This is a genomic window from Dyadobacter sp. 22481, assembly GCF_052044875.1.
In the GTDB taxonomy this organism is placed as follows: Bacteria; Bacteroidota; Bacteroidia; order Cytophagales; family Spirosomataceae; genus Dyadobacter; species Dyadobacter endophyticus.
The window spans coordinates 193,658-219,600 of sequence record NZ_JBQENV010000003.1 but is presented as its reverse complement, the minus strand read 5'-3'; the positions used below and the strand labels follow the sequence as shown (position 1 = coordinate 219,600).

At 51.5% G+C, this 25,943-nt stretch carries 20 protein-coding genes; 16 read left to right on the top strand and 4 right to left on the bottom strand.

Annotated elements, in window-relative coordinates:
- Position 1: 1 nt before the first annotated feature.
- The 13 genes from ACTJJJ_RS19890 (at position 2) to ACTJJJ_RS19830 (ending at position 17,070) form a co-directional block, all read left to right on the top strand.
- A complete protein-coding gene (locus ACTJJJ_RS19890) occupies positions 2-1,390 on the top strand; it encodes a sugar porter family MFS transporter (protein WP_440702762.1) in 1,389 nt (462 codons plus the stop codon).
- An 11-nt stretch (positions 1,391-1,401) separates the two neighbouring features.
- Entirely contained in the window at positions 1,402-2,214 is an 813-nt protein-coding gene (locus ACTJJJ_RS19885) for a sugar phosphate isomerase/epimerase family protein (RefSeq protein ID WP_440702761.1), read from the top strand.
- Between the two features lie 238 nt (positions 2,215-2,452).
- Positions 2,453-2,806 carry a response regulator gene (locus ACTJJJ_RS19880; RefSeq protein WP_188937911.1) on the top strand — a complete coding sequence of 118 codons (354 nt, stop codon included), beginning with the start codon at positions 2,453-2,455 and terminating at the stop codon, positions 2,804-2,806.
- 226 nt (positions 2,807-3,032) lie between these two features.
- Entirely contained in the window at positions 3,033-4,676 is a 1,644-nt protein-coding gene (locus tag ACTJJJ_RS19875; protein WP_188937913.1) for a TldD/PmbA family protein, read from the top strand.
- A 123-nt stretch (positions 4,677-4,799) separates the two neighbouring features.
- Positions 4,800-6,116, top strand: coding sequence for a TldD/PmbA family protein (locus ACTJJJ_RS19870; protein ID WP_188937915.1), 1,317 nt, complete (start codon positions 4,800-4,802; stop codon positions 6,114-6,116).
- 136 nt (positions 6,117-6,252) lie between these two features.
- Positions 6,253-7,890 carry a TldD/PmbA family protein gene (locus tag ACTJJJ_RS19865; protein WP_440702760.1) on the top strand — a complete coding sequence of 546 codons (1,638 nt, stop codon included), beginning with the start codon at positions 6,253-6,255 and terminating at the stop codon, positions 7,888-7,890.
- A gap of 124 nt (positions 7,891-8,014) precedes the next feature.
- On the top strand, positions 8,015-9,352 hold the full coding sequence (locus ACTJJJ_RS19860) for a TldD/PmbA family protein (protein ID WP_440702759.1): 1,338 nt from the start codon (positions 8,015-8,017) through the stop codon (positions 9,350-9,352).
- A 2-nt stretch (positions 9,353-9,354) separates the two neighbouring features.
- Positions 9,355-9,972 carry a DUF4159 domain-containing protein gene (locus ACTJJJ_RS19855; protein WP_188937922.1) on the top strand — a complete coding sequence of 206 codons (618 nt, stop codon included), beginning with the start codon at positions 9,355-9,357 and terminating at the stop codon, positions 9,970-9,972.
- A gap of 135 nt (positions 9,973-10,107) precedes the next feature.
- Positions 10,108-11,091, top strand: a complete 984-nt coding sequence (locus ACTJJJ_RS19850; protein ID WP_440702758.1) for an AAA family ATPase — start codon at positions 10,108-10,110, stop codon at positions 11,089-11,091.
- Positions 11,092-11,162: 71 nt separating this feature from the next.
- Positions 11,163-12,056, top strand: a complete 894-nt coding sequence (locus tag ACTJJJ_RS19845; RefSeq protein WP_188937927.1) for a DUF58 domain-containing protein — start codon at positions 11,163-11,165, stop codon at positions 12,054-12,056.
- On the top strand, positions 12,056-13,180 hold the full coding sequence (locus ACTJJJ_RS19840) for a BatA domain-containing protein (RefSeq protein WP_440702757.1): 1,125 nt from the start codon (positions 12,056-12,058) through the stop codon (positions 13,178-13,180). The genes ACTJJJ_RS19845 and ACTJJJ_RS19840 overlap by 1 nt, the downstream gene beginning before the upstream one ends.
- A complete protein-coding gene (locus ACTJJJ_RS19835) occupies positions 13,173-15,398 on the top strand; it encodes a hypothetical protein (RefSeq protein WP_440702756.1) in 2,226 nt (741 codons plus the stop codon). Before ACTJJJ_RS19840 ends, ACTJJJ_RS19835 begins: the two co-directional genes overlap by 8 nt.
- Positions 15,399-15,435: 37 nt before the next feature.
- Positions 15,436-17,070, top strand: coding sequence for a hypothetical protein (locus ACTJJJ_RS19830; RefSeq protein ID WP_440702755.1), 1,635 nt, complete (start codon positions 15,436-15,438; stop codon positions 17,068-17,070).
- Between the two features lie 2 nt (positions 17,071-17,072).
- Here ACTJJJ_RS19830 and ACTJJJ_RS19825 read toward each other — a convergent pair whose 3' ends face one another.
- From ACTJJJ_RS19825 to ACTJJJ_RS19810, 4 genes are read right to left on the bottom strand one after another with little or no spacing between them, the layout of a single operon-like run.
- Positions 17,073-17,882 (bottom strand): tetratricopeptide repeat protein, encoded by an 810-nt coding sequence (locus ACTJJJ_RS19825; RefSeq protein WP_440702754.1) that lies wholly within the window; start codon positions 17,880-17,882, stop codon positions 17,073-17,075.
- Positions 17,883-17,912: 30 nt separating this feature from the next.
- Positions 17,913-20,543, bottom strand: a complete 2,631-nt coding sequence (locus tag ACTJJJ_RS19820) for an FtsX-like permease family protein (RefSeq protein WP_440702753.1) — start codon at positions 20,541-20,543, stop codon at positions 17,913-17,915.
- A gap of 48 nt (positions 20,544-20,591) precedes the next feature.
- Positions 20,592-23,225 (bottom strand): ABC transporter permease, encoded by a 2,634-nt coding sequence (locus ACTJJJ_RS19815; RefSeq protein ID WP_440702752.1) that lies wholly within the window; start codon positions 23,223-23,225, stop codon positions 20,592-20,594.
- A 1-nt stretch (position 23,226) separates the two neighbouring features.
- The gene (locus tag ACTJJJ_RS19810) at positions 23,227-23,571 is read right to left on the bottom strand and encodes a PadR family transcriptional regulator (RefSeq protein ID WP_188937938.1); all 345 of its coding nucleotides are present in this window, start codon (positions 23,569-23,571) and stop codon (positions 23,227-23,229) included.
- 203 nt (positions 23,572-23,774) lie between these two features.
- On the opposite strand from ACTJJJ_RS19810, the gene ACTJJJ_RS19805 reads away from it, so the two are divergent.
- The 3 genes from ACTJJJ_RS19805 (at position 23,775) to ACTJJJ_RS19795 (ending at position 25,932) form a co-directional block, all read left to right on the top strand.
- The gene (locus ACTJJJ_RS19805; protein WP_188937941.1) at positions 23,775-24,293 is read left to right on the top strand and encodes an RNA polymerase sigma factor; all 519 of its coding nucleotides are present in this window, start codon (positions 23,775-23,777) and stop codon (positions 24,291-24,293) included.
- Positions 24,277-25,053 carry a HEAT repeat domain-containing protein gene (locus ACTJJJ_RS19800; RefSeq protein ID WP_440702751.1) on the top strand — a complete coding sequence of 259 codons (777 nt, stop codon included), beginning with the start codon at positions 24,277-24,279 and terminating at the stop codon, positions 25,051-25,053. Before ACTJJJ_RS19805 ends, ACTJJJ_RS19800 begins: the two co-directional genes overlap by 17 nt.
- A gap of 90 nt (positions 25,054-25,143) precedes the next feature.
- Positions 25,144-25,932, top strand: a complete 789-nt coding sequence (locus ACTJJJ_RS19795; RefSeq protein WP_188937945.1) for a DUF4097 family beta strand repeat-containing protein — start codon at positions 25,144-25,146, stop codon at positions 25,930-25,932.
- Positions 25,933-25,943: the final 11 nt, after the last annotated feature.

The window sequence follows — 25,943 nt, the reverse complement described above, 5'->3', positions numbered from 1 at the left end:
TATGGCGCACCTCGCCGGGACGTTTTCGGGTTCCGAGCCCGGACTGGATGGGACGGGGCCTGTCCGGATCAACAAAGGGTATGTTTATTTGCTCAGTGCCATCGCGGCGCTGGGCGGGATATTATTTGGGTTCGACCTGGTCATCATTTCCGGGACGGTCGGGTTTTTCCAGGCACATTTCGGGTTGAATGAACTGGAAACGGGCTGGGCTGTCGGTTGCATCAACCTGGGGGCTGCAATTGGCGCCATCATGGGCGGCTTGCTTTGCGAACGGCTTGGACGCAAGAAGCTCCTAATGATCTGTGCCATACTTTTTGCGGTGACGGGCGGCGGTACCGGCTGGGCGGAGAACTTTCCGATGTTTATCGGCTTCCGTATGCTAAGTGGTGTGGCCGTTGGGGCTGCGGCGCTCGTTTGCCCGATTTACCTGGCCGAAATTTCGCCCGCACCTATGCGAGGCACCACGGTGTCGTTTTACCAGCTTTCTATTGTGGTGGGCATATTGCTCGCCTATCTTTCCAATTACCTTTTGCTGGATATCGAGGATAACTGGAGGTGGATGTTTTCGTCCCAGTCGATTCCGGCACTGCTGTTCTATTTCAGTCTTTTTATGGCTTCTGAAAGCCCCCGGTGGCTGATTCGCACGGGCAGGGAATTCGAGGCGCATATTGTGCTGGAAAGAGTCGGTGGGCTGGATTATGCATTGGCCGAACAGGAGCAGATTGAGCAGAGTTTTGCCAACAAACCTGACTCCAAAGTTTCTGAACTGTTCAACAAAGACGTTTGGCATATTGTATTTATCGGCATTATGATCGCCATATTTTCGCAGATTGTCGGGCAGAATTCTATCTTTTCGTATGCTCCGGAGCTCTTCAAAAAGGCCGGTATGGCGCAGAATTCGGCTTTTTTACAATCGGTTATCATTGGGGTCACCAATTTCGTTTTTACTTTCATAGCCATAGGAACAATTGACAAGGCCGGCCGTAAGAAACTGCTTCAATACGGTTCCTTTCTGTTGTTCGCCGACGCAATTGCGCTGTCGGCCGCATTTTACCTGCAATGGTCGGGGGGGTGGATACTAATCTTTGTGCTGGCATTTATCGGCGTTTACTCGGCCACGCTCGGACCGGTTACCTGGGTGGTACTCTCAGAAATCTTCCCGAACCGCATCCGTGGGAATGCGATGGCGGTGGCGACACTCGCATTATGGATCGCCAATTTCTTCACCACGGCGCTGTTTCCGATCATGAATCAGTATTTCGGCATCCCGGTCACCTTTTTGATCCATGGAGCGATATGCCTGGTCTACTTCTTTTTCATCCGGACCAGCATTCCCGAAACCAAAGGCCGCTCTTTGGAAGAAATTGAAAAACTATTGCAAAAAAGCTGATTGCCAACCGAATGACCATTCAATTTTATGCTCCGGAGTGGGGGAATACCCTTCCGTTTGATACTTTCTGTAAAAATGTTAAAACCGCCGGTTACGACGGTGTAGAAATGGCACTGCCTTTCGATCCGGCTGAAAAGCGAACCATCCTCGACACGCTGGCAGCCCATGATCTCCTGCTAATCGGGCAGTACTGGCAGTCGTTCGAGAAAGATATCGACGAGCACGCGGCAAACTACGAGAAATACCTCCGCAATCTGATCGAAGCCCGACCGGTGCTCATCAATTGTCAGACGGGCAAGGATTATTTCAATGCAGCCCAAAATGAAAGACTTTTTGCGCTGGCTGCAAAACTTTCCGCCGATTCCGGAATACCAATTATCCACGAAACACATCGGGGCAAAAGCCTTTTCGCGGCCCATATCACGATGGGTTACCTCCAATCCGACCCCGGGCTCCGCATTGCGCTGGATATTTCGCATTGGTGCAGCGTCCACGAATCACTTTTGGCGGATCTGTCCGACGAGGTAGCCCTCGCCATTTCCCGCACCGTCCATATCCACAGCCGCGTAGGTCACCCGGAAGGCCCGCAAGTGAACGACCCCCGCGCACCAGAATGGGAAGATGTGCTCCAAGCACACCTTAGCTGGTGGGACCGTATCGCATCGCTTCATGCTCAGAACGGAACTACGCTCACGATCACCACCGAGTTTGGACCTGCACCTTACATGCCGGCTATGCCCTACACGCAAATGCCTCTCGTGAGCCAGTGGGACGTGAATGTGCATATGATGCACCTGTTGAAAGACCGGTATCAGCATATTTAGGCGATCGATCTAATTATTTTTCAACATTTTAATTGACAAAGATTTTACCGTTAAATAAAATACTTGTCAATAAGATGCTGAGTGTGAGTCGTTTTTTAGCTACACAGGTGCAAAATGTGATACCTTTGGGAATTTACACAAGGCTTTCGGTTGTTTGGTACAACCCCGGATTTTGTTCTGGTTAATGAGTTAATTCATAAATTTGCTTTGTAGTAACCCCCCGATCGATCTAATAACTATGAGCATCCTTTATGTTGACCATGAAATCAATAATCTGAATTCCTTTAAGGCGACTTTCCGAAGAGATGCCCAAATTTATCTGGCCAATTCAACCGAAGAAGGGTTGAAAATTCTCGATGAACACAAGATAGACGTCATTTTTGCAGACCATCAGATGCCTGAAATGACAGGGCTTGAATTTCTCAAACTGGCTTCCGATCAATATCCTTCCAGCATGCGGGTACTGCTTACGGGCAATGCGTACACGGAAGAATTTCGTTGGGCGGCCGGAAAGGGGTATTTTCATAGCTATGTTAACAAGCCATGGGATGAACAGCAGCTCCGGACGTTGATGATCTCACGTTTATATTAGGTATTGATTATCCGAATGCGGAGAGCGCCGGAGCCCATGTGGTTTCCGGCGCTTTTTTGTTTGGCGCAAACCGTTTGCCGCAAACCGTTTGCCGCAAATCGTTTGCCGCAAACTGTTTGCCGTAAAAAAAATTGCCACACGAATATTTGTTGAGGATATATTGATTACATTGGAGAGTCAACATCCGACATTCTTCATCTATTGCCGGAAGGCTAAACCTTAACCAATGAAAAGAAGACACTTCATGCAGATGTCAGGCTTTGGCTTGGGCGCTATGATGCTCTCCGAGGTCCCCGTCATCGGGAATCCCGTGGCCGAAGAGCAGCTGCTCAACCCCTGGCTCGATTCCACAACCAAGAAAAAGCTTGCCGAAATAGCGTTGAATGCCGCCCGCGACAAGGGTGCCACGTACACGGACGTCCGTATCGGCCGCTATTTGCAGCAATACCTGTTTACCCGTGAAAAGCAGGTTCAGAATATCGTGAATGGCGAGTCTTACGGCATCGGTGTCCGTGTGATCGCTAACGGTACCTGGGGTTTTTCGGCTACGAGCGACGTGACGCCCGACGGTATCGCTAAATGCGCCGCTACCGCAGTTGCCATCGCCAAAGCGAATTCGAAGTTTCAGAAAGAACCCGTCGTACTAGCCGTGCAGAAAGGCGTTGGCGATCAGGTATGGAAGACGCCGCTCACCAAAAATGCATTCGAAATTCCGGTTAGGGAAAAGATAGACCTGCTGATGAACGTCAACGGTGCTGCCATGGACAATGGTGCCAACTTTGTGACGTCCAACCTGTTTTTTATCAACGAGCAGAAATATTTTGCCTCAACCGACGGTTCTTTCATCGATCAGGATGTTCACAGGATCTGGCCTACATTCACCGTGACCGTGACCGATAAAGCTTCGGGCAAGTTCAAAACCCGTGACGCGATCAGCTCGCCTATGGGTATGGGTTACGAGTATCTTGACGCCCTGGCAAGTGAAAAAATCGCCGGCCCGAACGGTCTGGTGGGCTATCGCAACGCTTATGACATGGTCGAGGATGCGATCATGGCGGCGAAGCAGGCTAAGGAGAAAGTAACGGCGAAATCCGTGATACCGGGCAAGTATGACCTTGTCTTAGATCCCAACCACCTCGGACTCACCATTCACGAGTCGGTAGGGCACCCTACGGAGCTCGACCGGGTGCTGGGTTATGAAGCCAATTACGCCGGTACGAGCTTCGCGACGCTGGACAAATGGAAGACAAAGAACTTTAATTACGGCAGCAAACTCGTCAATATCGTCGCCGATAAGACGCAGGCACATACGCTGGGTGCGGTGGGGTACGACGACGAGGGCGTTCCCTGTAAAGAATGGGACATTATCAAGGACGGGATACTTGTCAACTACCAGGCGATCCGCGACCAGGTACAAATACTGGGCGAAAAAGAGTCGCACGGCTGCTGCTATGCTGATGATTGGAGCTCGGTTCAATTCCAGCGCATGCCGAATATCAGTCTTAAACCGGGTAGTGAGAAACGCAGCGTGCTCGATATGATCAAAGGTGTGGAAAAGGGCATTTACATCGTCGGAAGAGGTTCCTACTCAATTGATCAGCAGCGCTATAACTTCCAGTTCGGAGGACAGGTTTTTTACGAAATCAAAAACGGCGAAATCACGGGAATGCTCGAAGATGTTGCATATCAATCCAACACCCAGGAATTCTGGAACTCGTGCGTACAGCTTTGCGACAAGGACGATTACCGCACCTTCGGATCGTTTTTCGACGGCAAAGGTCAACCCGCTCAGATCAGCGCCGTCTCGCACGGAAGTTCGACGACGAGGTTTAACGGGGTGAATGTTATTAATACAGGACGAAAAATTTAAGAGAGGAGGAAGGGGAGGAAAAGGAATAAGGGGAGGAAGGAATGCATTCACATCTCCCTCCCTCCCTTTTCTCCTTCCTCCCTTTCTTCCCTTGCAAACGACCATCAAAAAGCATCACGCAAAATGGCAATCCTTACAAAAGAACAAGCAAAAAAAATCATAGATAAAGTCCTGGCGTTTTCGAAGGCTGACGAGATCAGCGCGTCGCTTTCGGGCAACCGGACGGGCAATATCCGTTATGCACGCAATTCGGTGTCGACGAGCGGTGAGACCACTGATTTGTCGCTCTCCGTTACAGCTGTTTATGGCAAAAAATCGGGGACGGCTACGATCAATGAATTTGACGACGCGTCTCTGGAAAAGACCGTGCGGCGCGCGGAGGAAATCGCGAAGCTTGCGCCTGACAATCCAGAATATATGCCTATGCTCGGGTCACAGCAATATGTGAACACTAATGCTTTCGCGGATAGCACGGCGGAAATCGGCCCAGAGTTCCGCGCCAAGGCGGCTTTTGGCAGCATTGAACCTTGTTCCAAAAAGAATCTGACCGCAGCCGGTTTCATGCAAGACACGAGCGGGTTTACGGCGCTGGGGAACAACAAGGGGCTGTTTGGTTATAACAAATCGACGTCCGTAGATTTTTCGGTTACGGTGAGGACTGCGGATGGCACCGGCTCGGGCTTCGTGCAGCGCGATTACAACGATGCGGCCAAACTGAATGCCCAGACGGCCACGGAAATTGCGATGCAAAAGGCAATGGCATCTGTGAATGCCAAGGCATTGGAACCAGGCAAATATACCGTTATCCTCGAACCGACCGCCGCCCATGATCTCATTCTGAACATGATGCGGAATATGGATGGACGCAGCGCCGATGAAGGCAGAAGCTTTCTGGGCAAAAAAGGCGGCCAGACCCGATTGGGTGAAAAGCTGCTCGATGAACGCGTGACGATCTATTCCGACCCCACAAATACCGAAATACCGGGGTCGCCATTTGCCAGCGACGGCAGGCCGCAAGAGAAAGTAACCTGGTTTGAAAATGGGGTAGTGAAAAACATGTACTACTCGCGGTTTTGGGCGGAAAAAAAGGGTGTAAAGGCGATCCCATCGCCGGATGGTATCATTTTTCCGGGTGGCGACAAGTCACTGGCCGATCTCATCAAGGGCACCGAGAAAGGTATCCTGGTTACGCGTTTCTGGTACATCCGTACCGTCGACCCGCAGACGTTACTCTATACAGGCCTCACGCGCGACGGAACTTTCTATATTGAAAATGGTCAGATCAAATATCCCGTGAAGAATTTCCGGTTCAACGAAAGTCCGGTGATCATGCTCAATAATGTGGAAGCGATCGGGAAATCGGTGCGTATTAACGGGAGCCTTATTCCCCCGCTTAAAATCCGTGATTTTACATTTACGAGCCTTTCGGACGCTGTATAGCACATACGGCAATCCATTTAACCCGGCGTCACGCCATCCATAACAGGTGAGTTGAAACAAGCGCAGCCGTTCATTAACTTATGGATTGCACTTTTTTAACTCACCCAATCAATTCTATTAGCTAAACATCTACACTTTGAAACGACGAGATTTTATTCAAATGGCCGGGCTCGGAACGGGAGCGTTCATGTTGCCGGGCCTTGCAATGGGCCGCGCGGTGTCGCCAGAGGCATTGCTGATGCCGGGTGAAGACGTGGCCGTCAAAAAGCGGCTCGCCGACGCTGCGCTGAACGCCGCCAAATCCAAGGGAGCTTCTTATGCCGATGTGCGTATTGGGCGCTACCTCAACCAGTATGTGACCACCCGTGAGGACAAGGTCGAGAATATCGTCAATACCGAATCTTACGGTGTTGGCGTGAGGGTCATTGCCAATGGCTGCTGGGGTTTTGCCGCGGTAGTGGATGTCAAAAATGAAACGCAGATGGCAAAAGCGGCGGAAGAGGCCGTGGCAATCGCAAAGGCCAATGCGAAACTCATGAAAGAGCCGGTTCAACTCGCCCCGCAAAAAGGTTTCGGAGAAGTGAGCTGGAAGGCACCTATTAAAAAGAATGCCTTTGAAGTACCTATTAAAGAAAAGGTAGATTTACTGCTCTCAGTGAACGACGCCGCTTTGAAAAACGGTGCTAACTATGTGAATTCGATACTGTTTCAGGTGAATGAACAGAAATATTTCGCGTCTACCGACGGTTCCTACATCGACCAGGATATTCATCGCATCTGGCCGCTTTTCAATGTGACTACCATTGATCCCAAATCTGGGAAATTTGAAACCCGCAGATCGCTGAGTGCGCCCATGGGAATGGGTTATGATTACTTGCAATCGAACCCGGCAGACAAGGTTACCGGCGTCACGACCCGCTACAACAAAGGTTACGACATGCTTGAAGACGCGACCGCGGCGGCCAAACAGGCCAAGGAAAAGCTGACAGCCAAGTCGGTGGAGGCGGGCAAATATGACCTGATCCTCGATCCTTCGCATTTGTGGCTTACGATCCACGAGTCGGTAGGCCACCCGCTGGAACTCGACCGCGTGCTTGGATACGAGGCGAACTTTGCCGGAACTTCGTTTGCGACGCTGGATAAATGGCAATCCAAAAATTTCCAATACGGCAGCAAGCAGGTGAACCTGGTGGCGGATAAGTTGCAGGTAGGCTCGCTGGGCGCTGTGGGCTGGGACGACGAAGGGGTTAATACCAAGCAATGGGACCTGGTGAAGGACGGTGTGCTGGTGAACTACCAGGCGATCCGCGACCAGGCGCACATTATCGGTGCCAAAGAATCGCACGGATGCTGCTATGCGGATAGTTGGAGTTCTGTTCAATTCCAGCGCATGCCCAATGTGTCGCTGGCGGCGGGCAAAACGCCATTATCGGTGGATGACATGATTAAGGATGTCAAGAAAGGCATTTACATCATCGGCGACGGGTCGTTCTCGATCGATCAGCAGCGCTATAACTTCCAGTTTGGGGGGCAGCTATACTATGAGATCAAAGACGGTAAAATCGCCGGAATGCTGAAAGACGTGGCTTACCAGTCGAATACGCAGGAATTCTGGAACTCTTGCGTGCAGGTTTGCGATGAGCGCGACTACCGTTTGGGTGGTTCGTTTTTCGACGGTAAAGGTCAGCCCATGCAATCCAGCGCCGTATCGCACGGCAGTTCGACGGCCCGGTTTAACGGAGTTAACGTGATCAATACCGCGAGGAAGATATAGGAAGGGAAGAAAGGGAAGAAAAGGAGGGAGGGGAAGAAGGAGGAAGGGGAGGAAGGAGTAACAAACAGAAAATAGAATTCCATTCTCCCAAAAATCAATAGACCATCAAAAAAGCATTACGCAAATGGCCATCATATTAACAGAAGCAGAAGCTAAGGCGCTGTGCCAAAAAGTGCTGAGCTATTCCAAAGCCGATGAATGCGAGGTGAATATCCTGGGTGAGGAACGGGGGAACCTGCGCTATGCCCGCAACGAAGTGTCGACGAGCGGATCGCTGATCAACCAGAATTTGCAGGTGCAATCCGCATTCGGGAAGAAGGTAGGTGTCGCTACTATCGACGAATTCAGCGACGAGTCGATTGAAAAAGTAGTCAGGAGATCGGAGGAGCTGGCGAGGCTGGCGCCCGAAAACCCTGAGCACGTAGGCGTACTCGAACCGCAGACCTATTTGAAATCCAATGGGTTCTTCGAATCCACCGCAGGCGTTAACCCCGCGTACCGTGCCGACGCAGTCGCGAAAAGCCTCGAACTGACCCGCACACAGAATATGACGGCGGCCGGTTTCCTGGAAAATCAGAAAGGCTACTCTGCCATGATGAATTCCAAGGGGCTTTTTGCCTATTACCCCAGCACGAGTGTCAATTTTTCGCTCACCGTGCGCACGCCGGATGGGAAGGGCTCGGGCTATGTTGCCAAAGGATACAGCGATGTAAATAAGCTGGATACAGCAGCGGCCACCAAAATCGCCATTCAGAAATCCAAAGGATCGGTGGATGCGAAGGCATTGGAACCGGGTAAATACACGGTGATCCTCGAACCCACGGCAGCCGTCGTGCTTTTGGAAAACATATTCTTCAATTTCGATGCGAGAAGCGCCGACGAAGGCCGGTCATTCCTGAGCAAAGCAGGCGGGAAAAGTAAGTTGAACGAGAAGATCGTCGACGAGCGTGTCCATATCTATTCGGACCCGACTCATCCGGATTTGCCTTCATCACCCTGGTCCGGCGACGGACAGGCAGCGAACAAGATCAACTGGATCGAGAACGGAGTAGTTAAAAATCTCGTCTATTCGCGTTATTGGGCTCAAAAGAACAATGTAAAGCCGGTACCATTCCCTACGAACGTGATCATGGCAGGCGGCACGGCCAGTATGGATGAAATGATCAAATCCACGCAGCGCGGAATTTTGGTTACCAAATTGTGGTATATCCGGGAAGTCGACCCGCAAACGCTCTTGCTCACGGGCCTCACGCGCGACGGTACTTTCTATATTGAGAATGGCGTGATCAAACATCCGATTAAAAACTTCCGTTTTAACGAAAGTCCGGTGATCATGCTCAACAACCTCGAAACGCTCGGCAAACCCGAACGCGTGGTGAGCACCGAAAGCAATAGTAACTACCTGATCCCGCCGATGAAAATCCGCGAGTTCACATTTTCATCGTTATCTGACGCAGTTTAGTATTGAAACCTTTTTTCTTCACCAGAATACAATACACTTCCGGTAACTGGGATACCGACCAGCGAATGCCGTCCAATTTGCTGCATTCGCTGGTTGAGTACACCACAATACCGGTCGACGAGAAGGAAAAAGTAGTTCAGCTGAGCAGTAATGAAATATTCAAAAGCCCGTTCTGTTATCTGAGCGGGCACAAACTGGTGGAGTTTTCAGCCCAGGAGCGCGACCATTTCAAACGGTATGTGCAAAACGGCGGATTTGTGTTCGTCGACGACTGCAACCACGACATCGACGGGCTTTTTGCGAAATCTTTCGAGCAGGAAATGGCCCGGACATTCGGCCCGAAAGCCTTGCAAAAGATTCCGAACGACCATCCGGTATACCACAGTTTTTTCAAATTCGACGACGGCCCACCGACCACCTCCTTCGAGCTGAATGGCTGGGGCGACGACCTCGTGCACGATTACCTCAAAGCCATCACCATCAATGGAAAGATTGGCGTCCTGTACAGCAATAAGGACTACGGCTGCGAATGGGATTATGATTTCAGGAACAAACGTTTCCTGGCCGTTGACAATACGCGGTTCGGGGTAAATATTGTGGTGTATGCGTTGACGGGGTAGGGGCGCCTGCGGTGCGACCGCCGATGCGAGTTTTGGTTCCGTTCGGGTTGGTCGTCAATGTGAAACAATTGGTAGTAAAAAATATTTATGTATGCCCGGCGGTCGGCCGTCGGCGGTCAAAACAACACTCAAAACTTGGAAACCTCAACGACAACGTCACACTACCGGACATTAGTAGCAAAGCTGCCGTTACTCAAAGCCGAAATCGCTAAGGTAATTGTTGGGCAACAGGAGGCTATTGACGAGATATTAATCGCACTGCTCGCTTCCGGGCATTGCCTGTTGGAGGGCGTTCCGGGGTTGGCCAAGACATTGATGGTCAAGACAATGTCCGAAGCATTGCATATGAGCTTCCGCCGGATCCAGTTTACGCCCGATCTGATGCCCGGCGATATTGTCGGTACGGAGATTTTGGAAGAGGATCATGAGACAGGTAAAAAATTCTTCAAATTCAACAGGGGGCCGCTATTTGCCAATGTGGTTCTGGCCGACGAGATCAACCGGACGCCGCCCAAAACACAGGCGGCACTGCTCGAAGCAATGCAGGAAAAAAGCGTGACATACGGTGGTGAAAATTATGCATTGCCTAACCCATTCCTGATCATCGCCACGCAAAACCCTATCGAGCAAGCGGGTACTTATCCACTTCCCGAGGCGCAACTCGACCGCTTTTTATTGTATATCAAACTGGGTTATCCAAGTGAAGAGGAGGAATTGGACGTATTACGGACAACTACCGGCATTTCAAAGCCTGAAATTGGCCGGATTTTGTCCGATTCGGAAATAGCCGATCTGCAAAAGCTGACACGGCAGGTACATATAGCCGATGAATTGTTGGTGCGCATTAACAATCTGGTGCGTTCGTCACGGCCTGAAACGACCCAGTCGGAGTTCGTGCGGGAATGGTGCGACTGGGGCGCGGGCCCTCGCGCGGGGCAGGCACTCGTGTTATGTGCGAAGGCGCGTGCGGTGTTGCACGAACGGTTTTCGGTGGTGCCCGAGGATATCCGCTCATTGGCATACCCGGTGCTGCGGCATCGCATTGCCATGAATTTCCGCGCGGAGGCGGAGGGTATTACCAGCGATCATGCCATTATGGAGTTATTGACCGGGTTGTAATATTCAGGTATGGGACCATGCAACGACAGACGATGATGAAATGACGTCGGAAACCGACAAATAATGCCACCATGCAAAAAACTACCGGATTACTGGCGTCCAGCCTTATTAAGCTCAAAAACCTGCAACTGACCGGGAAACTGGTGAGTGAGGAGCTGATGCTGGGCATTCATTCCAGTAAGCGATCGGGGATCGGTATTGAATTTGAGCAATATCGCCATTACGAACCCGGCGACGATCCGAAACGCATTGACTGGAAATTGTTTGCGCGAACCAACAAACACCTCGTCCGCGAATCCTCCACGGAAAGCGACCGGCAGATACGGTTTGTACTGGACTTGTCGGGATCGATGAATTATGCAGAAAATGGCGTAAGCCGACTACAATATGCGCAAATCCTGCTGGCATCACTTGCCTACCTGTGCTACATCCAGAACGACCAGATGAGTTTGTATGGATTGAAGGAAGGGCAGGTCGAAACGATCGCCGGGACAGGCTCGGCGTCATCGGCCAGGCAGGCATTTCAAAAAATACTGGTAGGGTTGGAAAAAGCCACCGCGGCTGGGTCCTGGGGAATGTCCGGGCCGAGGCACGCAGAATTTCAGTTGAGAAAGAAGGAGCAACTCATCTTTGTGAGTGATCTGCTGCAAACCGGCGACGAGTGGTTATCTTGGATACGCTCTCTGGCCGGGCCTCAGAGAGAAATAGTGATCTTCCAGATATTGGGCGACCAGGAGGAGGAATTTAATTTAAAGGGATTTTACCGGTTCAAGGACCTGGAAAGCGGACGGGAGATGGAGCTGGACGCAGAGTCGGCAGGCACCGCATTCAGAATGTCGATCCAAGCCTACCTGGCCGATTTGAAAACGGCATTGCAAATCCCTCATGTGCGCCTTGTTCGTGTGCGTATGAGCGAGCCTGTCGGAATGGTTTTGAAGGCTTTTTTAACCAGAAGAAAAGGCTGATGGCATTCTTGCAACCATATATGCTTTGGGGAATGCTGGCCGTAGCGGTACCGGTCGCAATTCATTTTTGGTACCAGAAAAAAGGTAAAACGATCGAATGGGCGGCAATGCGCTGGCTGGGCGAGCAAACTACGCCGCAACAGCGAGGCATTCGGTTGAATGAAGTGTGGCTGATGATCTTGCGATGTTTGGTGGTTTTGCTGCTGGCTTTGATATTGAGCAAACCGGCCGCCGACTGGTTCAAAAATACAGGCAGACCGGAAGTGATTCATCTGGTACAGGCCGACCGGCTTGTTACCGATACCTATCGTTTTGAGCTCGAAAAAGCGCAGCGTAATGGCGAGCATATTTATTGGCTCGGAGCTAGGCCGGAGAAGGTTAACGACCTCGCGGTAACCCCTGTCGGTACTTCGTGGTCAGGATTTTTACAGCAGAATATCAATGCATTGGCGGGGGGCAATGCGAAGGATTTTAGATTGTATTTCCGAAACGACCGCGGATTGGAGGGGTTCCCGCCAGTATATGTTCCCGGTGAATACCAGCTTTTTCCGGCAGTTGATTCATCACAAAAGAAGCAGGTCGATATTTTGAAAAACAGGCCACCACATAACGGAACCCTTCATGTGCTGCTGGACTACCGCGACGCGGCGGAAAGGCACACAGTCCGTGCTGCGCTTTCGGCATTGAGTGAGGTTTATGGTTTTTCTTTTGAAATTGAAGAAAAAAAAGGCTCTGTTGACCACTACGATTGGGTTTTTACCGATAGACAATGGCCAGATCCGCAACCAGGAACAACCTATGTCGTATCAGGCAATGCGCCCCGATGGAATGCTCCGGCAAATGTCATTCAGCTGCGCGACACCTTGCGGATGGCGGATTCGGAGCTGGTCGAAAGCGGCCGGTTGCCCGAGTGGCTGGGCGACTTGCTGGTGGAACATTTGGATTTCAGAACAACCAACCCGCCTTTGAGCAGAGGTCAGTTGAAAGCATTGTTTAAAAAAGTTGCCGCTTCGGGTGCGCAGGAAGAGGCGGTATTGCGGCCCTGGTTGCTGCTGATACTGATATTGTTGATGGCCGCGGAACGCTGGTTGGCGCTACGCAAAACGGGTAGGAGCCATGGCTGATATAAGAAAACTCGTCAATTCGGTGAATATCCATTTGCAATGGCTTGCCATTCTCAAATGTTTTTTGCTGGGTTTAGCCGCCCACATGCTGGCCAATGCATTTTTACCCGACAGTCCGTGGCTGAGTTCCAGTGCGCGTTTTATCGGCTGGTTGATTGGGATATGGATTACCAGGGCATTTACTGATAAGCGGAGTGCCGCTATTTCTTTGATACATAGCCATAACCTCGATGCAGAATACAGCCTCGACTTGCTCGACAGGAACGATCTGAATGTGGCCGAGCAAATGCAGCTCGAACGGATCGGCGGACGGAATATCACCTTTCCGCGCCGCATATTGTACCGCGGTATCTGGAAGTATTTCGCGGCGGTGGTCCTGGCTACCTGCATTTTCCACAGTTGGACGACAATCCGCGACCGAAATGCCTCGCGCGGGAAGCCGATATCGGCTGCGACCGCAGGTAAAAGCGCTTCTGAGCCGGTTATTCCAAGATTTGCGTCTTCCGCAGTGAAAATAGTGCCGCCCGACTATACCGGCTTGCCGGAACGTAAATCCGGCGACTTGAATATCAGCGGGATCGTCGGATCGCGGATAGAATGGTCTGTCTGGTTCGATCGGCCAGAGCAGCTATCAGTCCGGATTGCCAACAGCCGGGGCGAAGAAGTTAGTTTGCGTGAAATCAATGGCATATTCGTCTATCAGGACCGCCTTACCGGTTCAGGTTTGTATTCCATAAAAGGTTATTGGAAGGATTCGCTCGTTTATCAGTCCGATTTCTACAAACTCGAAGCATTGCCCGACCTTGCCCCGCGCATCGAACCTGCCTCGAAGGAATTATATCAATATCATTTTTTGAAAGATCCGAAAACCATCCGCGTCACTGCCAAAATATCGGACGATTTCAAAGTCAGGCAGGCATTTATCGTCGCTACCGTAGCCCGCGGTTCGGGCGAAAATGTGAAATTCCGGGAAATTCGGCTCCCACTTGCCCCAGCCGATTTCCGGGAAGCCAACATTCAGAAAACCATCGACCTCAATGCATTGAATTTTACTCCGGGCGACGAGCTCTACTATTATTGGGCGGCGATCGACAACCGCCGGCCCGAAGCGAATTTTAGCAAGTCGGACACCTATTTCATGGTGTACAAGGACACCGCGAATGTGGAAGAGGCGGAGTTGGCAACCATGGCTGTGAATGTGATGCCCGAATATTTCCGAAGCCAGAGGCAGATTATTATCGACACGGAGAAGCTCATTGCCAGACGGAAAAAGCTCAAAAAGACTGAATTTAATTCCACTTCCAACGAAATCGGCTTTGACCAAAAAGTGCTCCGGCTGCGCTATGGGCAATATCTGGGTGAAGAATTCGAAACCAGCATCGGCGGCGATCCTGCGTCCGATAATGGCAATATCGTCGATGCATTTACCCACCATTCCGACGGGCAGGGCGAAGGCGCCGAATCGCGTACGGGCGAGCCTGGCGGTGGCGACCCTCACACGGGCGAACCCACGCACACGAACGAGCACACACATCAGCATAATGAGCCTGCGGGCGAGAAAGACCCGCTTGCGGCGCTAATGGAACAATATACGCACTCGCACGACGATGCCGAGACGAACACCTTTTACGAGCAATCGACGCGCAGCCTTTTGAAAATGGCTTTGGAGCAAATGTGGCAATCGGAGCTGCATTTGCGCACTTATGAGCCTGAAAAAGCGCTTCCATTCGAGCACAAGGCTTTGGAGTACCTTAAAACTGCCCAGCAGAAGGCGAGGACCTACGTGAAGAAAAGTGGTTACGACCCGCCGCCGATCAAGGAAAAGGAGAAGCGGCTGACCGGCGAGATGAAAGATCTCACGACAAAATGGGAGTTTGAAAAGGAGTTTAACCAAAAACAAACTACTGCGCTGGCGACTACTTTGCTTGGCTACCTGGAAAAGGGTGATTTAAGCAAAGTTGAGCGGCCGAAACTGGCAGCATTAAGCTTTGAAATGGTTCAGCGGCTGTCCGACAGCGGACCGTTCAACGGAGGTTTGCAGAACTGGAACATGATTGCGGCTCTGCAAAAACTGGCGGCGGGCAGGGCATTGAAGGATGCTGAAATGGCTAGTTTGAAACGGGATTTGTACAAACGCACGGATGTCACATTGCAAAGTCGCGCTTCATGGTCGGGCGAGAAAAAGTTGGAGGCTGCATTCCGCAAAGCGCTACGTTAACCCGTTTTAAATGAATTTAGCAAGAATTACTCACCGAATGATTCATACCGATTTTAACTGGACAGAACCCGTCGATTTAACATTGCTGCTCGCGGCAACGGCATTGCTCGCGGTGCAGTGCGGATTGTTGTACACGCGGCACCGCCATTCGGGAAGGGTGGGTATCAGGTTGATTTTGAATGTAATATTATGGCTGAGTGCCGTTGTATGGATACTGGACCCATATTTTAAATCAAGTAGCAGGTCGAAAATCGGACTGTTGATTGCCGAAAATGTCCCTTCGGAGGTTGTGGGGGACATCCGTGATCGCTTGGCGGGGGCGGAGGTGATCCGTCAGGATGCAATCGGTACCGGGCTGGTAGATACGCTGGCAATAGTCGGTCAGGAGTTCCCCAATACGGTTTTTGCGTCGGTAAGGCAACTGAAAAATGCGCCCGATTTGCATTGGGAGCCCTATTTTGCACGGGAAGAGCTGAGCGATTTGCATTGGAAGGGCATATTGCGAAAAGGCGGAATGCAGCGGATTGTAGGAAGTATTCAAGCGACGGAAAAAAAAACCTTGCATGTGCGCTACGCCGGCCAGACGCTCGATAGCGTCATGCTCAACGTGGGTACCAACAATTTCCGGCTTGCATTTCCCGCATTCAGCGAAGGCCGAACCACCACGACCCTCGATCTCAACGGGCAGACCATCGATACGGTACGCTTTTTTACACTGCCCGGGGAGAAACTGACGATCCGGTTTCTCCTCGATGCACCCGATTTTGAAACAAGAAATCTGGCTACCTGGCTCGGGAAACAGGGCCATGCCGCACTCTATGAAGCCACATTATCCACCGATATCCGGAGCAAGCTGAATATCAACCGTGCCGCTGAGCCTGATCTGATCATAACCACCGCTGCGAATGCTGCTGACGCGGTGATCAGGAAGGCGGTTAATGCCGGTAAAAGTGTACTTTTTCTGCAACTGGGAGACCCTGCCGCCGAGCTCCGGGCTATTAATGCGGCGTTGGGCACGCGCTTTCAGGCGGCGAAAATTTCTAATGAAGAGTCGGTACCGGTGTCGACTTCGTTAACAGCCCAGCCTTTCCGCTTCGAGCCGCAGCGTTTCCAGACGAGGGCGTCGCATTACCCGGTGATGACCGAAAAGACGACCGGCATCATCGCGGTCAGCTTGCTGAACGAAACCTTTCCGATGCAACTGTCGGGCGATAGCACTGCTTATGGAAAGGTTTGGAGTGAAATCCTCGCATATGCGCGTCCTGCGCAGGCGTCGGTGATGGAATGCGACGCCCCGGTTTTTCAAAATGTACCTGTGACAATGCATTTAAACAATTTTCAGCCCATTCCGCCGTTTCTGACGGTGGGGCAAGACACTGTGCCTACGATTACTTCGGCAGTGAATGATCGTTCGGCCACTGTTGCTTTTTTGGCGGTTCAAAATGGGTGGGTATCTCTCCACGATTCGCTCAATACCGAACTTTACGTGCAGGATTACTCCTCGTTGCGGTATGCATCGCGCATGCAGCATTTTATTCAATCAACACAAAAACTAAAAGTAGCAGCTGGTGGAAGGGACGATTCGTTTGCTACCAAAAAGCTTCCCGGCTGGGCATGGTTTACCTGGCTAATGCTCTGCCTGGCTGCGCTCTGGATCGAGCCGAAGTTGTGATTTCAGCGTTTGTCAATGTCTTCCAGGGTAATCTGCCGGGGAAACTTTGCGTAGCGCAGATTGGGCTCGTTTAATGCATAACCGTCCTGTATCGCCTGCCTTGCCTTTTCGAAGTAAATATTATGGTGCTGATTGCCAGTTACTTTCATCGTCATGGCCAGGTAATAGTTAGCCATCGGGTGCATTTCGTACAGTTGCAGACATTCGCTGAATTTCCGCTCGGCCTGATCGAATTCGTTCATCAGGTAATACAAAATGCCAAAATAGAGCAGGGAATTGAAATGAAGATCGTTCTGTCCCTCGCCGCGTTTTTGCTGGGCAATGTCTTTGATGAAATACTTTTCTGCCTCCTTGTAATTCCCTGATTCCATGTGGCTTAATGCGATGAAAAACGAAAAGGTGTGATCCATCGTGAATGCATTGGGTGTGAGCTGTTCCGCCGCCAGGAGATCGGTAATGGCCTTTGGATAATCCTGGGTTATCAAACAATGCAAGTACCCACGGTATGCCAGCCAGCGCTTGGGATCGAGCGTCACGGCGGTGTCGTTATAGGCGATCATTCTTCCAAAGTTGCCCAGGAACATCTGCCGGATGCCTTTTTCCTGATATGCTTCCGAAATGTTGGGGCAAATAGAGATGAGCGTATCAAAAGTTGCGTCCCAGTCAGGACTATCCACGCCGATTGAGTGCGCCTTTTGGACATATGCATGAAAGAGGCTGTCCTGGACCCGGCGTGACGAACAGTCAGGTTGCGCCCACGCTGCGGTAAGCGTGGAGAACAGCAAAACCGGAAGCAGGACGATACGTTGCATAGGCCAGATAACAATCAAATATACCTTAAATTACTCCGATTTCAGCGATTGCGTCGGGTTGGTCAATGCCGCGCGAACGGATTGGAAACTGATGGTTGCCAGCGTGATGACAATCGTAACCAACCCAGCGCCGGCGAATATACCGGCTCCGATCGTCGCGCGATAGGCAAAATGATCCAGCCAGCGGTGCGTGAGCCACCACGCCAGCGGACAGCCAATGGCAATGGCGACGGCCACGAGCACGAGAAATTCCCGAGACAACATCGCAACCACACTGCCAGTGGTGGCGCCCAGGACCTTCCGCACACCGATTTCCTTCCGGCGACGCTCGGCCGTGAATGCAGCCAGGCCAAAAAGACCGAGGCAGGATATCAATATCGCCAAAACGGCAAAATACCTGGCCAGCTGTGCCACAAGCTTTTCCGAGGCGTACTGAATCTGGTAGTCACGGTCGAGGAAGTCGTAGTCGAATGCATAGCCAGGATTGAAGCTAGCATAAAATGCCTGTATCCGGGCAACAGTAGCGGGCACCTCGCCGGCCTGTATTTTGACCGTCGCCAGCATGGTTTCCTGAGGCGATAGTTTGAAAATGAACGGTTTGATGATTTCGTGGAGTGAATTAAAATGAAAATCCCGCGCCACGCCGACGATACGGGTCTTCCGGCCGTCGACCATGATCTGCTTGCCGATTGGGTCGGTAATGCCCATTTGGCGGATAGCTGTCTCGTTCAATATTACCGCGGTCGAGTCCGATCCGAAATCTTTTGAAAAGCTCCTCCCTGCGACCATCGGAATGCCCAGTGTTTCGGTAAGGCCATAATTGACCGGCATTTTATAGAAACGGATCTCGTCTTTCTCGTTTTTGCCGTCCCAACGCACGCCTGCCGACGGCATGAATGCGGGCAAGACGATTTTTTGCTGAATGCTGGACGCGTTTACGACACCGGGTACCGTTTTCAGCCCTGCCAGAAATGCCTCCGTCTGTGTCGCGGCACGACCCTCCATTTCGAAATACACAATATTATCCTTTTCGTACCCCGGGTTTTTAGCTTGCACATAATCGATTTGTTTGTAAACCACGACTACCGAAATGATGAAGATCACAGAAACGGCGAACTGGAACACTACGAGCCCTTTTCGCACCCAGAGTTCGCCCATTCCGTGTAATAGTTTGCCTTTTAGGGTGAGGGCGGGGTTAAACCGGGAAAGGTACAATGCGGGATAGCTACCCGAGAGCAGGCCCGTCAACAGCAGGATCACGGCCAGTGCCGCTATGAACTGTCCTCCGAAATGCAAGGTCAGCTGCTTGTTTGTGAGTGTATTAAAATAAGGTAATATAAGCCAGACGACGCCCAGTGCGATAAGCAGCGTCACGAAACTCATCAGGATCGATTCCCCGAGGAACTGAAAGACGAGCGTCAGCCTTCCGGCACCCAATGCTTTCTTGACACCCACTTCTTTGACCCTTACCGATGCCTTGGCCGTCGAGAGATTCATGAAATTGATGCAGGCAATGAGAAGGATAAAGACCGCAATAGCGCCGAACAGCTTCACATATTCGATCCGCCCGCCCGATTGCACGCCGTTTTCATAGGTGCCATAGAGGTATTTATCGGAGTATTTTCGGATGAATAAGGTCGCATTAGGGTCGTTGAAATGTTTTTTTGCGTAGCCCGCCAGTTTTGCTTCCAATAAATGTGCGTCGGCACCAGGCCTCAGCACGAGGTAGTTATGGAACGGGCCGGTAGCTGTATTGGGCATACTTCCCTGGGGTAATATGTCGTCCCAGGCGCTCAATGGTATCAGCAGTTCCGACTGCTCACTCGAATTGCGGGGCTGATCCCGGAACACACCGGTTACCTGACTTTGGCGGGAGAATGCCTGCCATTTCCATTCTACCAGCTGATTCATCGCTTTTTCGGGTGATCCAAAGAGCCTGCTAGCCATTCGCTCCGAAATCACAACCGTGTTTTTGTCGGTGAGTACCGACTGCGCATTGCCTTGTATTAAGGGAAAAGAGAATGCTTTGAAATAATCGCTGCTGACGAAGTTTCCCGCCGCGCTTACCGTCCGCCCGCCGCGGGCCCGCCCGCCGAGTGAAAGACTGAATTTCTGAAACCAGACAGGCGGCGTCGTACAAACCGCCATTTCGACTTCGGGCATATCCCGGGGAAGAAATACCCTTAAAATGCCGCCGGTACCTTCCGAGGTAACCAGCCTGTCGCCGCCTTTCTCGTGGACCATCACCTGGTAGAGACGGGCATCTTTGTCGTGAAACTTATCGAAAGTCCGTTCGTCAGTTATCCAAAGGTAGATAAGCAGCGTGCAGATGAGGCCGGTAGTAAGTCCAACGGCATTCAGAAATGTAAACTGCCGGTTTTTGGCAAAATGCCGCCAGGCGTAGGTGAAGTAATGATGCAGCATTGCAGGGCTCAGGTTGGAGACGGTTGGATATGGTCTTGGACTTTTCTTTGTGAAATAGGGGGTAAGGTGCCGCATGGCAGCCCACGCATATTCGCGTCGTGCCTGCGCGGGACCCGCCTCTTGTACGCGCCGCAGGAAAATCTCTTCCAGATTTCCCTGGATGTCTTCCAGAAAACGTGGGTTCACAAACTTTTCGAGCAGGTAATCTGCCCAACGGGGCGGACGGTGTTCAGGCATCTCTAAGTGTTTTTGAAATGATCTAATGGTCGGCGGCAGCATACGGCATTATTCCGACCTCAGGCTGCGGATCGGGTTCATCGTAGCCGCTTTAATTGCGTGGAAGCTCACCGTGAGCACCGTGATCAGCAGCGTGCCGAGGCCGGTTAGGGCGAATATCCACCACGAAATGGTGGTGTGATAATCATATTTTTGCAGCCAAGCATTCAGGAAATAGTATGCGCCGGGCGTTGCGATGAGGAATGCAATGCAAACCAACATCACAAAATCACGAGATAGCAGGCCCCAAACGTTCATAACCGTCGCGCCAAGTACTTTTCTGACACCAATCTCCTTGGTCCGCTGCTCGGCTATAAATGACGCCACACCGAAAAGGCCAAGACAGCTGATCAGCACGGCCAGTAGGGAAAAGAAAGTGGTCAGTTTACCGATGCGTACTTCGTCAAAGAACTTCCGGGCATATCTTTCATCGATGAATTCGTATTCGAACGGGGAGCCCGGGTTATATTTTTCAAAAACCGTTTTGATCTTTTCAAGGGAAGCGGACGAGCCCGCGGCCGGATTGAGACGGATGTTGATCACATTGCCCTGTCCCGCCGAAATACAGAAGAATTGCGGCCTTGCGGGGGCGTATGGCGAGTTCACGACGATGTCCCTGATCACACCGACGATCTTGTAGGGCTTTTTAAACCAGGTCAGCGGGGCGTCGATGGGGGCTTGCAAGCCCATAAATTTTACTGCGGTTTCATTCACGATGAGTGCCACCGAATCCGTCGCGAAATCCCGCGAGAAGTCGCGGCCCTGCACGAACTGCCAGCCAACAGTTTTACCGTAATCATAAGAGACCTCGTCGAACGAGAAATCGACCGATTGCTCCGGGTCTTTGCCTTTCCATTCAAAACCGCTCGTAGACGACCATGTTTCGGTAGTAGGACTGCCCGACTCTGCCATTTCCACAATTGCGCCATTGCTTTTCAGGTCCTGACGTACGGCTTCGAAATGTTTGTGAATATCTCCGGTATTTGCGAAAATGGAAATGAGTCCGTCACGGCTGTAACCTACCGGACGGTTTTTAGCGAATTGGATCTGCCGGAATACTACGGCTGTTCCGATGATCAGGACGATAGAAACCGAAAACTGCACGACTACCAGCACTTTTCGCGGAATCGCGGCAAAACGGCCTGCTCGGAAAGTGCCTTTCAGTACCTTCACAGGTTGGAATGAAGAAAGGTACAATGCGGGATAGCTGCCCGCAATAACTGCCGTGATAATGCTGAAACCAGCCCCTGCAAGCCAGAACTCGGGCCTGTCCCAAGGCATGACGATCTTCTTATCGGCTACTTCATTGAAAACCGGCAGGCATAGCAACACGAGCAAGATCGCAAGCACGAATGCGAAGCCGACGACCAGAAATGATTCGGAGAAGAATTGTGTGATCAGCTGGTTGCGCACCGATCCGACGGCCTTGCGGATACCTACTTCCCTGGCCCGCTTTTCGGAACGCGCTGTGCTAAGGTTCATGAAATTGATACAGGCCAGGAGCAGCACGAACACGCCGATGGTACCAAAGAGCCACACGAATTCGATGCGGCCGCCCACGCGGTGCCCTTCTTTGAATTCCGAGTAGAGGTGCCATTCGCTCATCGGGTTCAGGAACACGTCGGGTTTATATTTCAGTTGCTCCTTATTGATATTTCTTTTCTTAATGTCCTTAATACGCGCGGTGGCCAGGTCGATATCAGCGTGATCGATCAGCTGCACGAACGTCTGGTAGGCATTCGGACGCCACGGGTCTTCCATGGTTTTGAGCCAGGGATTGCTAATAACCATCAATTGCCAGGGCATCATGAACAACATTTCGCGAAAGGAGGTATTGTTAGGGAAATCTTCATAAACCCCTGTAACCTTCACGTTGAGGTTGTTATCGATCTTCATGGTTTTGTCGATGGGATCGGCGTCGCCAAAAAAGGCCTTGGCGATGGATTCCGAAAGCATAATGGAGTAGGGGTCTTTCAAACCCGAGCGTGTGCCGCGTAGCATACGCAGGCTGAACATTTCAGGTGCGTCCGCCTCAATGTATGCCCCGCTTTTGTTGAACTTCTTGTCGCCATTGGCCAGGATATGCCAGTTGTTCCAGGAAGCCATGACGACATATTTGAAGTCAGCACCATAGTTTCGCCTGATCTCGTCCCCGATTGGGAACGGCAGCGAAGTTTGCGTGCCGACCTGCCCGTTGAACGTCTGGTGCTGCCACACCTGGGCGATACGGTCGTGATTCTCGAAATACCTGTCGAACGATAGCTCGTCGTAAATCCAGAGGCCGATCAGCATGGCGACGGCCATGCCCATGGCCAGGCCGGTGATGTTGATGAAGCTATAAGCCTTATTCTTGGCCAGCGTCCGGAGCGAGATTTTGAGATAGTTTCTGAGCATGGCAGGACTGAAAATATAGGTGGGAGAATAGGTGCGGGGTTTGCGTTTTATAAAATACGGTCGTATGTAGCGTACAGAGGCGAGCAGGTAGCGCAAGCGCGCCATCCGTGCGCTCCCTTGCCGCGCCTGCTGCGCATATACCTCGTGCAGGTCGCCGAGAATGTCTTCCAGGAAATGCGGCGCGATGATGATTGTTAGCAGCCGGTCGACCCAGCGGGGCGGGCTGCCATGGTTGGGCACTTTTTCCATATCACGAAAAGCTGAGTTTAGGTTGCAACTTTTCGGCCGGAATGGCCTGCCACAGTTGTTGGCGGATCTCATTGATCTCCTGCAAGGCGCGATTGCCGTAGTTGGTAATGCTGAAAAACCGCTTCCGCCGCCCACCGCGCTCGGCTGTGGCGCCACCCATTTCAGAGTTGAGAAATCCTTTTTCTTCGAGCCGGTATAAAGTAGCGTGCACGGCGCTCAGCGAAATGGTACGGCCCGTATTTTCCTGTACCCGCTCCCAGATTGTTACACCGTAGGCTTCTTCCGTGCAACCGGCCACTACCAGCAGGACGATTTCTTCAAATTCTCCCAGAAAAGTTCTTTTCATAATCCGGATAACTCATTAGTTATAATAATGCAAAACAAATAGTTTGCCAAAATGCGAAAATGCTGTTTGCAGCCCGATGGACCATTTTTCGATCAGGCATATCTGTTCGAAACCGAACAGTTTTGTTCGGGGCTGGACGCGGATGAAAATTTTTTTGTAAATCCTGTAACGTTTCCGGCAGCCGGTCGTCTATGTCATTGAATATGGATTTACAAGCCTTCAACAAACGCATTCTTCCCGTTCAGGGGCGCCTGTTCCGACTGGCGCAAATGTTTCTTCGCAACCGCGAGGAGGCTGAGGATGCCATTCAGGACGTGTTCCTGAGGCTTTGGACCAACCGGCAACAGCTGGAAAGTTACCAGAGTGTGGAGGCGCTCGCAGTTCAGATGACCAAAAATCTTTGCCTGGACAGGCTTAAATCCCATCATAAACAGAAAACGAGTCACGAAACGGATATGATAGCCTTGCAGGCAGCGGACGTATCGCCTTACCGGCAGGTTGAGAACAGCGACAGCGCGGGCCTTATGCACCGGCTTATCGGCGAACTGCCCGAGCAGCAAAAGCTGGTACTGCACCTGCGCGACGTGGAGGAGTACACTTTGGAAGAGATCGAAGAAGTGACAGGGTTGAGCAATGCGAATATCCGCACGATCCTCTCGCGGGCAAGACAGAAGTTGCGCGAGAATTATTTAAAAGCAGAGAATTATGGCACTGGATATTAAAAAGTTGTTAGAAAAATATTACGACGGTGAAACGTCGCTGGAAGAGGAGCGTGCATTGAAGCAGTTTTTCCAAGGTGGCCAGGTGCCGGAGCATTTGCAGAGCCATGCGGCACAGTTCGGCTATTTCGCCAATGCGCGGAAGGAGCAGCCTTCATTGAGTTTTAACCATGAATTGGCATTAATGCTCGACCCACCGAGGCAGGGACCGGTGCGGAGGCTGGGCACTTGGCTGCTGCGCATTGCAGCCGGGCTCGCATTGCTGATCATCGGTTTCGGTGCGGGGTGGTTGTTTCAATCTAAATCTGAAAAAGGTGCTGCATTGGCGGCTTTGAGCGGAGAAAAGACAGGGGAAATTGCGGAAATGAAAAAGGTGCTCGCATTTGAGCAAATGAACAATACCTCGGCGAGTGAGCGCATCCAGGCGGTGAACCATAGTTATGAGATTCCCGATGCCGACCGCGACATTACGCAGCTGTTGATCAACACCCTCAATTTCGATCCGAACGTGAATGTACGGCTGGCGGCCTGCCAGGCATTGGCGCACTTTGCCGGTGAAGCCGAGGTGAAGGAAGCACTTATCCAGTCGCTGGCGATCCAGACGGATCCTAATATCCAGATATCACTCATCGAAGCATTGGTGGCGATCAAGGAAAAGCGGGCGGTAGACCAGTTTCAACAACTCGCCCGCAACCAGGAAGTACTCGACGTAGTACGCCTGAAAGCGACCGAAGGCCTGAATAGACTAAATGCCGACGTCTGAAAAGTTGGAGCGCCGCTGGCCTCGATATATTACAACCAAAGGTTTCAACCTTTGGACCAAACCAAGCAAATAAATCCTAATAATAAAACCATGAAAAAAGTACTGTTGATTAGTGCGGGTCTCCTTTGGGGCCTAAGCATTGCGTGCGCCCAAACTCCCGAATACAAGACCAAACTGGCCAATTCGAAAGATAAAAAAGTGGTATTCGAGCTTTCTGCCAGTACGGTCAAAATTGAAGGGTATAATGGCGACGAAGTGATCATTCAGGCGTCATCGGGATTCGAGGCGCCGCCGGATCGCGCGAAGGGGCTGAAACCATTGTATTATACGGCGGTAGACAATTCTGGTATCGGCTTGTCCGTAACGCCCGATGCCTCCGGGCTGAGGATCGAGAAGGCGACCCGCAAGTCGATCAAATACACGATCAAACTGCCGCGGCAGGTGGCTGTAAAATTTGTAGAAACCAACTGGCAGGGTGGCTCCGGGCTTTCGATCTCCAATATGGACGGCGACCTGGAAATTAAGACGAACAACACGAACATCGTTCTCAACAACATCACCGGGCCTGTGGTAGCCAATACCACCAGCGGCGAGGTAACCGCCACCTTCTCGAATCTGGCGCAAGGCAAGCCGACGGCGATCTCATCCATCAGCGGGGATGTCGACATTACCCTGCCAGCGACGGCAAAATCGAACCTTAAACTGCGGTCGATCAACGGGGAAATGTACACGGATTTTGACCTGGGGACGAAAAGTACCAAGGACGGCATGTCGAAAGTGGGCGGTATGGCCAATGTCGACGGGGCGATCAACGGCGGGGGCGTCGAGATGACCCTCAACACGATCAGCAGTAATATCTATATCCGTAAGCAGAAATAACTCCCAAACCT